Here is a 12,338-nt window from a genome sequence, read left to right as displayed (position 1 = left end):
CGTGGCCGTCCAATACAGCTTCGTCATGAAAGGCCTGACCAAGACCTTTCCCGGCGCCAACAAGCCCGTCCTCAACAATATCAGCCTGCAATTCCTGCCCGACGCCAAGATCGCGATCATCGGCCCCAACGGTGCCGGCAAGTCGACGTTGATGAAGGTCATGGCGGGGATGGACACCGAATTCACCGGCGAAGCCTGGGCCGCCGAGGGGATCAAGGTCGGCTATCTCGCGCAGGAGCCGCAGCTCGATCCGAGCAAGGACGTCATGGGCAACGTCAAGGATGGCGTGCGCCCGGTCGCCGACCTGGTCGATCGCTTCAACGAGATTTCGAACATCATGGGCGATCCGCCCGAGGATGCCGATTTCGACGCGCTGATGACCGAGATGGGCGAGCTGCAGGAAAAGATCGACGCGGTCGATGGCTGGACGCTCGACAACCAGCTCGAGATCGCGATGGAGGCATTGCGCTGCCCGCCGGGCGATGCCGATGTCAGCAACCTGTCGGGCGGCGAGAAGCGCCGGGTGGCGCTCTGCAAGCTGCTGCTCGAAAAACCGCAAATCCTGCTGCTCGACGAGCCGACCAACCATCTCGATGCCGAAAGCGTCGCGTGGCTCGAAAATTATCTCAAGGAATATACCGGCAACGTCATCCTCGTGACGCATGACCGCTACTTCCTCGACAACGTCGTGAATTGGGTGCTCGAGCTCGATCGCGGGCGTTACTATACCTACGAAAGCAATTATTCGGGCTATCTCGAAAAGAAGGTCAAGCGACTCGAGCAGGAAGAGCGCGAGGAGCAGGGCAAGCAGAAGGCGATCGCCGACGAGCTCGCCTGGATGCGCCAGACCCCCAAGGCACGCCAGACCAAGTCGAAGGCGCGAATCCGGGCGTTCGACGATCTGGTCAAGAGCCAGGAGAACCGCGCGGTCGGCAAGGCGCAGATCCTCATCCAGATCCCCGAGCGCCTGGGCGGCAAGGTGATCGAGGCCGAGGGGCTGACCAAATCCTATGGCGACAAGTTGCTGTTCGAGAACCTGACCTTCAGCCTGCCGCCGGGCGGCATCGTCGGCGTGATCGGTCCCAACGGTGCGGGCAAGTCGACCTTGTTCAAGCTCATCACCGGCCAGGAACAGCCCGACGAGGGCAAGATCGACATCGGCCAGACGGTGAAGCTCGGCTATGTCGATCAGTCGCGCGATGCGCTGAACCCGGCGAACAATGTGTGGGAGGAGATCTCCGACAAGCTCGAAGTCTTCCGCTTCGGCAAGCAGGAGCTTGGCACGCGCGCTTATGTCGGCGCGTTCAATTTCAAGGGCCAGGACCAGCAGAAGAAGGTCGGCCAGCTTTCGGGCGGTGAGCGCAATCGCGTGCATATCGCCAAGATGCTGAAGGAGGGTGGCAACGTCCTGCTGCTCGACGAACCGACCAACGATCTCGACGTCGAGACGCTACGCGCGCTCGAGGAAGCGCTCGAAACCTTCGCGGGTTGTGCGGTGGTCATCAGCCATGACCGCTTCTTCCTCGATCGGCTGTGCACGCACATCCTGGCGTTCGAAGGCGACAGCCATGTCGAATGGTTCGAAGGCAATTACGACAGCTACGAGGAAGACAAGCGCCGCCGCATGGGCGACGCCGCCGACCGCCCGACGCGGCTGGCGTACAAGAAACTGACTCGCTGAGCGAATGGCCGTGGTAGAGGAAGCGTCAGCAGATCCAGGCCCGCGCCCGCAGGGTGAGATCGACTATCGCCTGGGGCAGCAGCGCATCCTCGCTAGGTTCGGGATGGACGCGCTGCGGTCGCGCGACCTCGATGAGCTGTTGCAGCGCGCGACCGAATTGTGCGCTGCAGGCATGAACGCCGGCTTCTGCAAATATCTCGAAGCGCCCGATGAACAGGGGCGGATGCTGGTGCGCTCGGGCGTGGGCTGGGCGCCTGGCATCGTCGGCACCGCCTATCTCTATGCCGATCTCGGGTCGCCCGCGGGCTTCGCCTACAAGATCGGTGAGCCCGTCATCTCGAACCATCTCGACGATGAAGAGCGCTTCCGCACCCCCGCGATCATGGCCGAGCATGGCATCAAGCGCGCGATCAACGTGCTCGTCGAGGCCGACGCCAACCGCTATGGCGTGATCGAGGTCGACAGCACGCAGGAGGGCAAGTTCGACGAGGACGACCTCGCCTTCATGCAGGGCTTCGCCAACCTCATCGGCGTCGCGATCGAGCGCCAGCATGCCGAAGGCCGGCTCAACGCCGCGCTCGAGCATCAGGAGCTGCTGGTGCGCGAAGCTAGCCACCGCGTGAAGAACAGCCTTGCTCTGGTGTCGGCGATGCTCAACCTGCAGATGCAGGAGGATGACGATCCGCGTATCGTCCGACTGCTGGGCGATGCGCAGGCGCGGATCACCGCGATCGCACAGACGCATGACCAATTATGGCGCGGTGACCGGATCGGCATCGTCGCGCTCGACGATCTGGCAAGCGGGCTGGTGACGGGCTTGCGCGAACAGGCGCCGCAATGCCGGATCGAATGCTCTGCCGAACCGATTGCGATCAGCGCCGATACCGCGATCCCATTGGGGCTGATGCTGACCGAGCTCGTCACCAACGCGATCAAATATGCCGGCGGCGAGGGGCAGCACGGCCGCATCGACGTGCGTATCGCCGAGGAGGACGGAGCGATCGCGATGACGGTCAGCGATAACGGTCCGGGCATGCCCGAAGGCTTCGACATCAAGACGCAGTCGCGCGCGAGCCTCGGCATGCGGATGATCGCCAGCCTGACGCGTCAGCTGGGCGGCACGATCGCCTTCACCCCCGACTTCGAAGATCAGGGGACGCGCGTTCGGTTGAGCTTCCCGAACCCGCGGACGTTATAAGGTAGAGGTCGCGATCCTGAGACCCGGGATCGCGACCGACTCCATGGCGCTGCCGAAGGTGATTGCACGGCGCTCGATATAGCCGTCACCGCTTGGCGCGCTCAATTGATGAACGACCCGGCCATTGACGTCGACAACCCAATATTCGGGTACTGCATGCCGCGCATAGATCGCTGCCTTGCGCGTCAAGTCGCCGTGCAGCGACGCATCGGCGACCTCGACGATAAGGCGAACCGAGGGAACGGGTATCAGCCCGTCGCCTTCGATCTCGCTGGTGACGACGATATCGGGCATCGGCGCGTTGGCGGGCGGCATTGCAACCGATCCCTCGATCGCGGCTTCCAGATCGCTATCGAGCAGTTCGAGCCCGCGGGCGATCAGCAAATGCAGCCGAGACTTGATCCGCGTGTGCGGGCGATATTCCGAATTCACCGCGAAGACTTCCCCCTCGATCAGCTCGGTCTTGCCCACCGCCTCGTACGTGCCCGCGCCGTCGAGCAGCAGATAATCCTCTATCCGCAACCCGATCGGTCGGGTGATTGGCTCGAGCGGAAGCGTCTCGTTCATGCCGTAAGGATATCACGATGTAGCGCGCACTTGAACCCCGGCTGCGCGCCTCGGATCGGTCAGGCGGTGAACCGCTTGGTGAAGCCCTTGGCGGGCTTCTCGCTGTCGGGATGCGCCTCGACATTGTCGACGCGGCACAGCATCGGCCCGCCGCGCGAAGCCTCGACGAACGCCGCCAGCGCGTCGTCCTCGCCCGACGCGAGCATCTCTACCCGGCCGTCGCGGGTGTTGCGGACCCATCCGACGACGCCATGCTCGCGCGCCTTGCGGACCATATAGTCGCGATAGCCAACGCCCTGGACCTTGCCCGAAACATATACTCGCTGCGTCGCCATCATCATCGTACCCGTTTTACAAACACGCGGCCGCCTTCGCGCCGCTCGACCTGGAAGTTCGGCACGTCGCCGATCAGGTCGGACAGCCGCGCATAACCATAATTGCGGGTATCGAAGCTCGAACGATTGCCCGCCAATTGGCCGACGTCGTTCAGGCTGGCATATCCCCGCTCATCGCGCTTGCTAGCATTATATGCGTCGATCAGCAGCTTCACCAACTCGTCGCTCACCGCACCCTTGGTGGTTTCCATCGCAAGCGGGGTGTCGATTTGCTGGGCGCGGTCCTTTTCGAGCCGGTCGAGGTCGATGAAGCGGCTGCACGCGGCGCGGAACCCCTCGGGCGCGCGCTGGGTGCCGAAGCCATAGACCGGCAGCCCTTCCTGGCGGATCCGCATCGCCAGCGGCATGAAGTCGCTGTCTGACGACATCAGCCCAAAGCCGGTGACGCGCCCGCGGAACAGCAGGTCCATCGCGTCGATCGTCATCCGCATGTCGGTGGCGTTCTTGCCCTTGGTGATGTCGAACTGCTGATAGGGTTCGATCCCGTGCTTCATCGTCAGCTCGGCCCAGCGCTTGAGCCCGGGCTTGCTCCAATTGCCATAGGCGCGGCGGACATTGACGGTGCCGAGCTCGGCCAGCACGGTCAGCACCGGGTCGATCGTGGCGGAGGAAGCGTTGTCGGCGTCGATGAGCAGCGCGACATTGCCGCTGGGCGGCGCGTCATTTGAAAAGTCGGTCATGCCCGCGTTCTTAGGCCAGCCGATCGGAAACCCCAATGCTCTTAAGCGTCGGTGGCAACATCGGCAGGGCAGGGAGGATAGGTGATCGCCACGACTTCATATTCGCGCTCGCCCGCCGGGAGCATGACGCGGCGGACATCGCCGAGCGTCGCGCCGCGGACCGCGCGGGCGATCGGCGAGTTCCAGCCTATCAGCCCAGCGGCGGCATCGGTTTCGTCGTCGCCCACCAGCGTCAGCACGCGCTCGGCATCGTCTTCGTCGGCGAGCGTCACCGTCGCGCCGAACCACACGCGGTCGCGATCGGGCTGGCGCGCGGGATCGACCACCTTCGCCGCCTTCATCCGCCGCGACAGGAAACCCAGCCGCCGGTCGATCTCGCGCAGCCGTTTGCGGCCATAGATATAATCGCCGTTTTCCGAGCGGTCGCCATTGCCCGCCGCCCAGGAGATGACCTCGACGAGCTTGGGCCGTTCGCCGCTGAGCAGCGCGTCATATTCGGCCATCAGCGCCGAATAGCCTGCAGGGGTGATGTAGTTGGGGCGATCCATCATGCACTCTACCCAGATCCGTCACCCCAGCGAAGGCTGGGGTCTTTGGCGACCGTAGCGTGCCGGCCGCCCGAGACCCCAGCTTTCGCTGGGGTGACGGCGATGGCGTGGTTCAGCCCGGCGTCTTCTTGCCCATATACCAGGACAGGTTGGTCGGCCCGCGCGACCGCGCTTTGTCGGGGTGCATCAGGTCGTACACCACGGCATTTTCGAGCACGCGCTGAACGTAGTTCTTGGTCTCGAAATACGGAATGTCCTCGACCCAATCGAGCCAGTCGACCGCGCCCGTACGCGGATCGCCATTGGCGCGGAGCCATTTGTTCACATTGCCAGCGCCTGCATTGTACGCCGCGATCGCCAGCGGATAGCTGCCGCCATAATAGCTGAGCATCCGCTGGAAATAGGTCGAGCCGAGCTGGATATTGTAGCTCGGATCGCTGGTCAGCGCGCCGGCGTCATAGCCGAGTCCGATCTTGCCCGATTGCTCGCGCGCGGTGGCGGGCATCAACTGCATCAGCCCGCGCGCGCCGACACGGCTGACCGCCGCGCGGTCGAACTGGCTTTCCTGGCGTGCGATCGCGTGGATCATCGTCCAGTTCGACGCCTGCGACCCCGGCACCGCGACGCTGGGGAAGCCGAACGCCGCCTGGGTGTAGTGGCCGTTGGTCGAAGCGCTGCGCCCCACCATCACGCCGAGATCGGGGCGCCCGATCGACTGGCCGAGATCGGCAGCGAGGATATGGTCCTCGGCGCTGGTGGCGTCGGCGGCGATCTGGCGAAGGAACAGCCCCTGATCGGCAGGACGGTTCATCTGCCCGAGCGAGCGCGCCGCGCGCACCACTTCGCGGCTCTGGAACGCCGCGCGCACCGCGGGATCGACCGAAGCCACGGTCGGTGGCGCGGGAAGCCGGCGGATCGGCTGCCCCATCCGCTCGAGCGACAATTGCCCGTAATAGAGGTCGGGGAATACCGCCGCGCGCTGGTAAAAACCCTGCGCCGCGGTGCGGTCGCCCGCCGCCTCGGCAGCGCGGCCCGCCCAATACATCCCCTTCGATCGCGTCTGCGGGGTCTGCGACGCCATGCCATAGCGTTCGTACATCCCGATCGCATCGCGCGGCCGATTGAGCCGGCGCATCGCGGTTTGCCCCGCCAGCCATGCCAGGCTGGTATAATCGTCGCGCTCGCCATAGGGGCGCGTCGAAACATCGGTGCCCGCCGGATAGGCGTCGTCGATCTGGCGCGCGATGTCATAGGCGGTGCTGTACTGGCGATCGGCGGCGGCGCCCTGTGCCTGCTGGAGCAGCACCTCGTACCAATCCTCGACCCGGCTGGGCAGCGCCGACAGTCGGCGCGGTTGTGCCAGATAGGCGCGCGCGGCGGGCGACTGGTTGCTGGCGCGCAGCCAGGTCGCGCGATCGGCGATATAGCCCGGGTCTTGCCGGTCGCTCTCGCTCGCTTGTGCGGCGAAGGTCGCCGCCTCGGGCGAGCGCTTGCGGAACGCGAGGCGCGCGGCGAACAGCGCGCGCTTGCCGGGCGATACCAACGCCAATTGGCGGTCGGCCGCACTCGTCGCACCCTGCCACAGCAGCGCATCCATCCGCGCGTCGTGATCGGCAGGCCCGATCGCGCCGGGGAAACCACCGAGCAACCGGGCCTCGTCGGCGTTCCGCAGCGATCCCTTGCGCCATGCGGCACGCGCCGCTGCCTGCGCCTGGGTACGCTGGCCGCTCGCCATCAGCGCTTCGGCGTGGCGGGTGTGGCCCGCCGCGGTCAGCGGCGGAAAGCGCCCGAAGAAGCGCACCACCAGCGGGGCGTTGGTCGCACCGCTGTCGAGCACGGTCTCGGCCGCCGAACGCCGGCTGACCTCGCCCGGCCAGCCCGGATGCGCGAGCAGGAAATTGGCATATTCGGCGAAACTATAATTGTCCGACTGCTGCAGCCGCTTCCATTCGTTGATGTCGCGGGTGAGCGGGTCGCTGGCATAAGCGGGCAGCGGCTGCACCATCGGGCTGGCCTGCTGCGGCAAGGGCTGAGTCGCCATACCCCGCGGCGGCCAGCTGGGCGCACTTTGTGGCGCCGTTCGCGCCTGTTGCGCGAGCGAGTGAGCAGAAACGGCGACGCCCGAAACACCGGCGATGACCAATGCGAGCTTGGAATACGACCCTAGCATGCTGGACAGACTATGCCACTGCGACCTATCTGTCGCCCCCGAATTACCTCTGATCGGCAGTTTCATTCCATGTTTTCCGGTTCCATCCCGGCGCTCGCCACGCCGTTCCTCTCTGGCCGCTTCGACGAGCCGCAATATCGCGCGCTGATCGACTGGCAGATCGCGCAGGGTTCATCGGGCCTCGTCCCCTGCGGCACCACCGGCGAAGCCGCGACGATGTCGATCGACGAGCATAATTATGTGCTGTCGGTGTGCATCGACCAGGCGGCGGGTCGCGTGCCGGTGATCGCCGGTTGCGGATCGAACGACACCTCGGTCGCGCTCGAACATATGCGCGCCGCCAAGGCGGCGGGCGCGGCGGCGGCGTTGCTGGTGCCGCCTTATTACAACCGCCCCAATCAGGAAGGCGTGTTTCGGCATTTCGAGAAATTGGCGCGCGAGGGCGGGCTGCCGATCGTGCTGTACAACGTCCCCGCGCGTACCGTCACCGACATCCAGGTCGAAACGATGGCGCGGATCGTCGCGGCGTTTCCCGAGGTTATCGTCGGCGTGAAGGACGCGACCGGGGTGCTCGCGCGCGTATCGATGCAGCGCGCTGCCTGCGGCGAGGGCTTCGTCCAGCTGTCGGGCAATGACGACACCGCGCTCGCCTTCATGGCGATGGGCGGGGCAGGGTGTATCTCGGTCACCGCCAATGTCGCGCCGCGCTTGTGCGCCGATTTCCAGGCGGCGTGCAGGGCGGGCGATTATACGGCCGCGTTGGCGCTGCAGGACCGGCTGTTCCCGCTGCATTCGGCGCTGTTCAGCGATGCGTCGCCCGGGCCGGTGAAATATGCGCTGTCGAAGGTGCGCGCTGGATTCCCCGACGAGCTGCGCCTGCCGATGACGCCGCCGTGCGATGCGTCGAAGGCGCTGGTCGATGCCGCGTTGGAGCATGCGGGGCTGGTGTAAGCGCAAACTACTCCCCTCCCTGGAAGGGAGGGGTTGGGGGTGGGTAGGGTCCGGGGGTACTGCTTCCGCGCACTTCGTCGCAACCGTATCGCGAGCACCCGACCCACCCCCGGCCCCTCCCTTTCAGGGAGGGGGGAGAAGGCCGCTACATCATGGCATCAACACGCCATCCACCACATGGATCATCCCGTTCGACTGGCGGACATCGGCGATCGTGATGTTCGCGGTGCCGCCCTTGGTGTCGGTCACGGTGTAGCCGCTGCCTGCCTGGCGGAAGGTGAGCGATCCACCCTGGACCGTCGGAACCGTGGCGCTGCCGCCGCCGGCTGCCACGAGCGCCGCGACATCGGCCGCCGAGACCGCACCCGAGACGACGTGATAGGTCAGGATGCTGGTCAGCGTCGCCTTGTTCTCGGGCTTCACCAGGGTTTCGACGGTGCCCGCGGGCAGCTTGGCGAAGGCGGCGTTGGTCGGTGCGAACACCGTGAAGGGACCGGGGCCGCTTAGCGTATCGACCAGCCCGGCCGCCTTAACCGCTGCGACCAGCGTGGTGTGGTCGGGCGAGTTCACTGCGTTCTCGACGATCGTCTTGTTGGCGTACATCGCCGCGCCGCCCACCATCGGGTTGGCGGTTTCCTGCGCGCTGGTTTCGCCCGCCGCCATCGGCGCGGTGCCCTCGGGCATCGCGCAGGCGCTCGCGCCGACCAGCATCGTCGCGGTCAGCAGCATCGTCTTGAAGGTCCGCAGCATAGAATATCTCCTGGCGTCGCCCGTCGATCGGGCTGCCATCAAGATACGCGGTCGCCGGGGGCTGGGGACGGGGCCGATCGGTCATATGGGCCAAATCCCGTGTCGGTCGCGCACGGTCCCTTTCGTTTGCCCCGCACAGCGCCTATGTCCCGCATCCCATGGCCCGCCCCCGTCCCATCGAATTCGACAAAGTGAAGACCGTCGCCGAGAACCGGCGCGCACGCTTCGAATATTTCATCGACGACGTGTACGAGGCAGGCATCGCGCTGACCGGTACCGAGGTCAAGGCGCTGCGCGGCGGTGAGGGCACGATCGCCGAAGCCTATGCCGAGGTGAAGGGCGACGAGATCTGGCTGGTCAACGCCAACATCCCCGAGTTTAGCCACGGCAACCGCTTCAACCACGAGCCCAAGCGCCCGCGCAAATTGCTGCTGAAGGAGCGCCAGATCAACAAGCTCCACGGCGCGGTCGCCCGCGAGGGGATGACGCTGGTGCCGCTCAGCGTCTATTTCAACGCGCAGGGCCGCGCCAAGGTCGAGCTGGCGCTCGCCAAGGGCAAGAAGACCCACGACAAGCGCGAAACGATCAAGGATCGCGACTGGAAGCGCGACCAGCAACGCATCTTGCGCGACCGCGGCTAAGGTGGCGCGCAAGCAGGGCGACAAGGACTGGCTGGCCCGGACCATCGCGGCGAACGTCCCGACGCGCGAACAGCTCGAATCGAATCGCTTCCTACGGCCGGTAGCGCACCGGGTGCTTGCCCCCGAACTGTGGCGCTTCACCCGCCGTTCGGTGCCCAGCGGCACTGCGCTCGGACTGTTCGTCGGCATCTTCCTGATGATCCCCGGCATCCAGATGGCGGGGGCTGCGCTGCTCGCGCTGCCGTTCCGCGCCAATGTGCCCGTCGCGGTGGCGATGACCTTCCTCAGCAACCCCGCCACCACGCCCTTCATTCTCTACGCCTCGCTTTGGCTGGGCAATTTCCTGCTCGGGCGCAGCGCCGACGCCTCGGGGTTCATGGCATTGGTGAACGCGCACGCCGGCATCGCCGAATGGGCCGCGTGGCTGTTCTCCGAAGCCGCGCCCGCGCTAGTGCTGGGGCTGTTCGTGATTTCGGCGGTGTCGGCTTTGCTCGGCTATTGGGGCGCTTTGCTGTTCTGGCGACTGCGCGTCGCCGCCAAGTGGAAGATCCGCCATATTCGCCATCACCACGAGTGAGCCGCCTGCGTTGACGCGCCGTGTCAGCGGCGTAAGACGCATCGCAACGCCATAATCTAGAGGTTGTCCATGCGTATCACCGCCCTGTCCGCAGCATTGCTCGCGGGCGCCGCCACCCTTGCCGGTTGTGCCACCACCACCGCTTCCGCACCCGACACCGCCGCAGCGCAGTCGCCTGCCGCGCAACCGGCCGCCGCGCCGCGCTACGGCGCGTTCGGCTTCGATGCCGCCGGAATGGACCAGTCGGTGGCGCCCGGCGACGATTTCTACGAATATGCCAATGGCGGCTGGGGCAAGGCCACGCCGATCCCCGCCGATAAATCGAACTATGGCCTGTTCAACGTCCTCGACGACCAGGCGCGCGAACAGACCCGCGCGATCCTCGAGGAGCAGAAGGGCATCGCCGGATCGAAGATCGGCACCGCCTATGCGACCTATCTCGACCAGGCGGCGATCGACGCCAAGGGCTTGGCGCCGATCCAGCCCTGGCTCACCAAGATCAAGACCGTCCGCGACAAGCCGGGCTATGCCGCGCTGGTAGCCGAGGCGCAGCGCAACGGCGTCGACGGCCCGATCGGCACCTATGTCGGCATCGACGACAAGAACCCGACCAGCTACGCGGTCAATATGGGCCAGTCGGGGCTCGGCATGCCCGATCGCGATTATTATCTCTCGGCCGACGCCAAGCAGGTCGAGACGCGCGCCGCCTATCTCGCCTACCTCACCAAGCTGCTGACGCTGGCGGGCGAAGCGAACCCGGCCCAGCGCGCCGCCGCGATCCTGGCGTTCGAAACCGGCATCGCGCGGGTCCACTGGACGCGCACCGAAAGCCGCGACAGCGAGAAGACCTACAACAAGACCAGCCTTGCCGATCTGGCGCGCACCGCGCCGGGCTTCGACTTCGCGCGCTATCTGCAGGCCGCGGGCACCCCGGTCGATACGCTGATCGTCGCGCAGCCGAGCGCGATCGCGGGTACCGCCAAGCTGATCGCCGCGACCCCGATCCAGGTGCTGCAGGACCAGCTGATCGTCCGCTCGCTCGAGAATTTCTCGGGCAGCCTGCCGAGCGAAATCGACCGCACCGTCTTCGCCTTCACCGGCACCACGCTCGCCGGCACCCCCGAGCAGGAGCCGCGCTGGAAACGCGCGGTGAACTTCACCAACCGCGCGCTGTCGGACGAGGTCAGCAAGCTCTATGTCGACCGCCACTTCCCCGCCTCGACCAAGGCGGCGGCCGACGAGCTCGTCAAGAACGTGATCGTCGCGTTCGACAAGCGGATCGACAAGCTCGACTGGATGGACCCCGCGACCAAGGTGAAGGCCAAGGCCAAGCTCGCCGCCTTCACCCCCAAGATCGGCTATCCCGATCAGTGGCGTGATTATTCGTCGCTCGACATCCGTTCGGGCGACGCGTTCGGCAACGCGCTGCGCGCCAATCACTGGGCGTATCAGGACAATATCTCGAAGCTCGGCCAGCCGATCCGCAAATGGGAATGGGGCATGACCCCGATGACGGTGAACGCCTATGCCAATTTCGGCATGGTCGAGATCGTCTTCCCCGCCGCGATCCTCCAGCCGCCTTTCTTCGATCCCAATGCCGATCCCGCGGTCAATTATGGCGGCATCGGCGCGGTGATCGGGCATGAACTCAGCCATCACTTCGACGATCAGGGGTCGAAATACGACCTTGAGGGCCGGCTGACGACCTGGTGGACGCCGCAGGACGTCGCGCGCTTCAAGCAGCGTTCGCAGGCGGTGGTCGCGCAATATGCGGCCTATGAAGGCATGCCCGGCGTCAAGGTGAACGGCGAACTGACCCTCGGCGAGAACATCGCCGATCTGGCAGGCCTCACCATGGCCTATGACGCCTATCAGGCATCGCTTGGCGGCAAGCCTGCACCGGTGATTGAGGGCTTCACCGGCGACCAGCGCTTCCATCTCGGCTGGGCGCAATTGTGGCGCCGCAACTATCGCGACGCCGAGCTTCGCCGCCGCTTGCTGACCGATCCGCATTCGCCCTCGGAACAGCGCGTCGCGGTCGTGCGCAACCTCGATCCCTGGTATGCGGCGTATGACGTGAAGCCAGGGGCGCAGCTGTATCTGGCGCCGAAGGATCGTATCTCGATCTGGTGATGGGGGTGGGGGCGTCTTCGAAGCGCCCCCGACCGACCTGCGTAGCG

12 protein-coding genes are annotated in these 12,338 nt (G+C 65.7%); 6 read left to right on the top strand and 6 right to left on the bottom strand.

The genetic code is table 11. The annotated features are described in order from the left end of the window. Nucleotide 1: 1 nt before the first annotated feature. Together ettA and OKW76_RS03255 are read left to right on the top strand one after the other, a co-directional pair. A complete protein-coding gene (gene ettA, locus OKW76_RS03260; RefSeq protein ID WP_131601405.1) occupies nt 2-1,681 on the top strand; it encodes an energy-dependent translational throttle protein EttA in 1,680 nt (559 codons plus the stop codon). Nucleotides 1,682-1,685: 4 nt separating this feature from the next. Further along, on the top strand, nt 1,686-2,879 hold the full coding sequence (locus tag OKW76_RS03255) for a sensor histidine kinase (RefSeq protein ID WP_265551097.1): 1,194 nt from the start codon (nt 1,686-1,688) through the stop codon (nt 2,877-2,879). Here the strand turns inward: OKW76_RS03255 and OKW76_RS03250 are convergent. The 5 genes from OKW76_RS03250 to OKW76_RS03230 all read right to left on the bottom strand — a co-directional run bounded on the left by OKW76_RS03250 (nt 2,874) and on the right by OKW76_RS03230 (nt 7,239). Further along, nucleotides 2,874-3,446 (bottom strand): Uma2 family endonuclease, encoded by a 573-nt coding sequence (locus OKW76_RS03250; RefSeq protein ID WP_265551096.1) that lies wholly within the window; start codon nt 3,444-3,446, stop codon nt 2,874-2,876. The two genes, OKW76_RS03255 and OKW76_RS03250, sit on opposite strands and share 6 nt — an antisense overlap. A gap of 59 nt (nt 3,447-3,505) precedes the next feature. Next, nucleotides 3,506-3,787 (bottom strand): acylphosphatase, encoded by a 282-nt coding sequence (locus tag OKW76_RS03245; protein ID WP_319937620.1) that lies wholly within the window; start codon nt 3,785-3,787, stop codon nt 3,506-3,508. Next, nucleotides 3,784-4,521, bottom strand: a complete 738-nt coding sequence (locus tag OKW76_RS03240) for an NYN domain-containing protein (protein WP_265551095.1) — start codon at nt 4,519-4,521, stop codon at nt 3,784-3,786. The genes OKW76_RS03245 and OKW76_RS03240 overlap by 4 nt, the downstream gene beginning before the upstream one ends. 41 nt (nt 4,522-4,562) lie before the next feature. Then, the gene (gene greB, locus OKW76_RS03235) at nt 4,563-5,072 is read right to left on the bottom strand and encodes a transcription elongation factor GreB (RefSeq protein ID WP_265551093.1); all 510 of its coding nucleotides are present in this window, start codon (nt 5,070-5,072) and stop codon (nt 4,563-4,565) included. A 109-nt stretch (nt 5,073-5,181) separates the two neighbouring features. Then, complete coding sequence (locus OKW76_RS03230; protein WP_265551092.1) at nt 5,182-7,239, bottom strand: lytic transglycosylase domain-containing protein; 2,058 nt, start codon at nt 7,237-7,239, stop codon at nt 5,182-5,184. Nucleotides 7,240-7,308: 69 nt separating this feature from the next. Between OKW76_RS03230 and dapA the strand changes: the two genes are divergently transcribed. Next, the gene (gene dapA / locus OKW76_RS03225) at nt 7,309-8,190 is read left to right on the top strand and encodes a 4-hydroxy-tetrahydrodipicolinate synthase (RefSeq protein ID WP_265551090.1); all 882 of its coding nucleotides are present in this window, start codon (nt 7,309-7,311) and stop codon (nt 8,188-8,190) included. A gap of 150 nt (nt 8,191-8,340) precedes the next feature. Here the strand turns inward: dapA and OKW76_RS03220 are convergent, their stop codons facing one another. Beyond that, nucleotides 8,341-8,874 carry a fasciclin domain-containing protein gene (locus tag OKW76_RS03220; RefSeq protein WP_416221856.1) on the bottom strand — a complete coding sequence of 178 codons (534 nt, stop codon included), beginning with the start codon at nt 8,872-8,874 and terminating at the stop codon, nt 8,341-8,343. A 224-nt stretch (nt 8,875-9,098) separates the two neighbouring features. Here OKW76_RS03220 and smpB point away from each other — a divergent pair, with 224 nt between their 5' ends. The 3 genes from smpB (at nt 9,099) to OKW76_RS03205 (ending at nt 12,291) form a co-directional block, all read left to right on the top strand. Next, nucleotides 9,099-9,581, top strand: coding sequence for an SsrA-binding protein SmpB (smpB, locus tag OKW76_RS03215; RefSeq protein WP_265551088.1), 483 nt, complete (start codon nt 9,099-9,101; stop codon nt 9,579-9,581). A 1-nt stretch (nt 9,582) separates the two neighbouring features. Continuing rightward, nucleotides 9,583-10,158, top strand: coding sequence for a DUF2062 domain-containing protein (locus OKW76_RS03210; RefSeq protein ID WP_265551085.1), 576 nt, complete (start codon nt 9,583-9,585; stop codon nt 10,156-10,158). A gap of 69 nt (nt 10,159-10,227) precedes the next feature. Further along, on the top strand, nt 10,228-12,291 hold the full coding sequence (locus OKW76_RS03205; protein WP_265551082.1) for a M13 family metallopeptidase: 2,064 nt from the start codon (nt 10,228-10,230) through the stop codon (nt 12,289-12,291). The last annotated feature ends 47 nt before the right edge of the window (nt 12,292-12,338 follow it).

The sequence above is a fragment of the Sphingomonas sp. S1-29 genome (genome assembly GCF_026167545.1).
Classification (GTDB): Bacteria; Pseudomonadota; Alphaproteobacteria; order Sphingomonadales; family Sphingomonadaceae; genus Sphingomonas.
This window is presented reverse-complemented; position numbering and strand designations above follow the sequence as displayed.

Bases quoted from the DNA above. Each gene is read 5' to 3' on its own strand.
- OKW76_RS03255 (WP_265551097.1), top strand. From the start codon at position 1,686: ATGGCCGTGGTAGAGGAAGCGTCAGCAGATCCAGGCCCGCGCCCGCAG.
- OKW76_RS03220 (WP_416221856.1), bottom strand. From the start codon at position 8,874: ATGCCCGAGGGCACCGCGCCGATGGCGGCGGGCGAAACCAGCGCGCAG.
- smpB (WP_265551088.1), top strand. From the start codon at position 9,099: ATGGCCCGCCCCCGTCCCATCGAATTCGACAAAGTGAAGACCGTCGCC.
- OKW76_RS03205 (WP_265551082.1), top strand. From the start codon at position 10,228: ATGCGTATCACCGCCCTGTCCGCAGCATTGCTCGCGGGCGCCGCCACC.
- OKW76_RS03230 (WP_265551092.1), bottom strand. From the start codon at position 7,239: ATGCTAGGGTCGTATTCCAAGCTCGCATTGGTCATCGCCGGTGTTTCG.
- dapA (WP_265551090.1), top strand. From the start codon at position 7,309: ATGTTTTCCGGTTCCATCCCGGCGCTCGCCACGCCGTTCCTCTCTGGC.
- OKW76_RS03245 (WP_319937620.1), bottom strand. From the start codon at position 3,787: ATGATGATGGCGACGCAGCGAGTATATGTTTCGGGCAAGGTCCAGGGC.
- greB (WP_265551093.1), bottom strand. From the start codon at position 5,072: ATGATGGATCGCCCCAACTACATCACCCCTGCAGGCTATTCGGCGCTG.
- OKW76_RS03240 (WP_265551095.1), bottom strand. From the start codon at position 4,521: ATGACCGACTTTTCAAATGACGCGCCGCCCAGCGGCAATGTCGCGCTG.
- OKW76_RS03250 (WP_265551096.1), bottom strand. From the start codon at position 3,446: ATGAACGAGACGCTTCCGCTCGAGCCAATCACCCGACCGATCGGGTTG.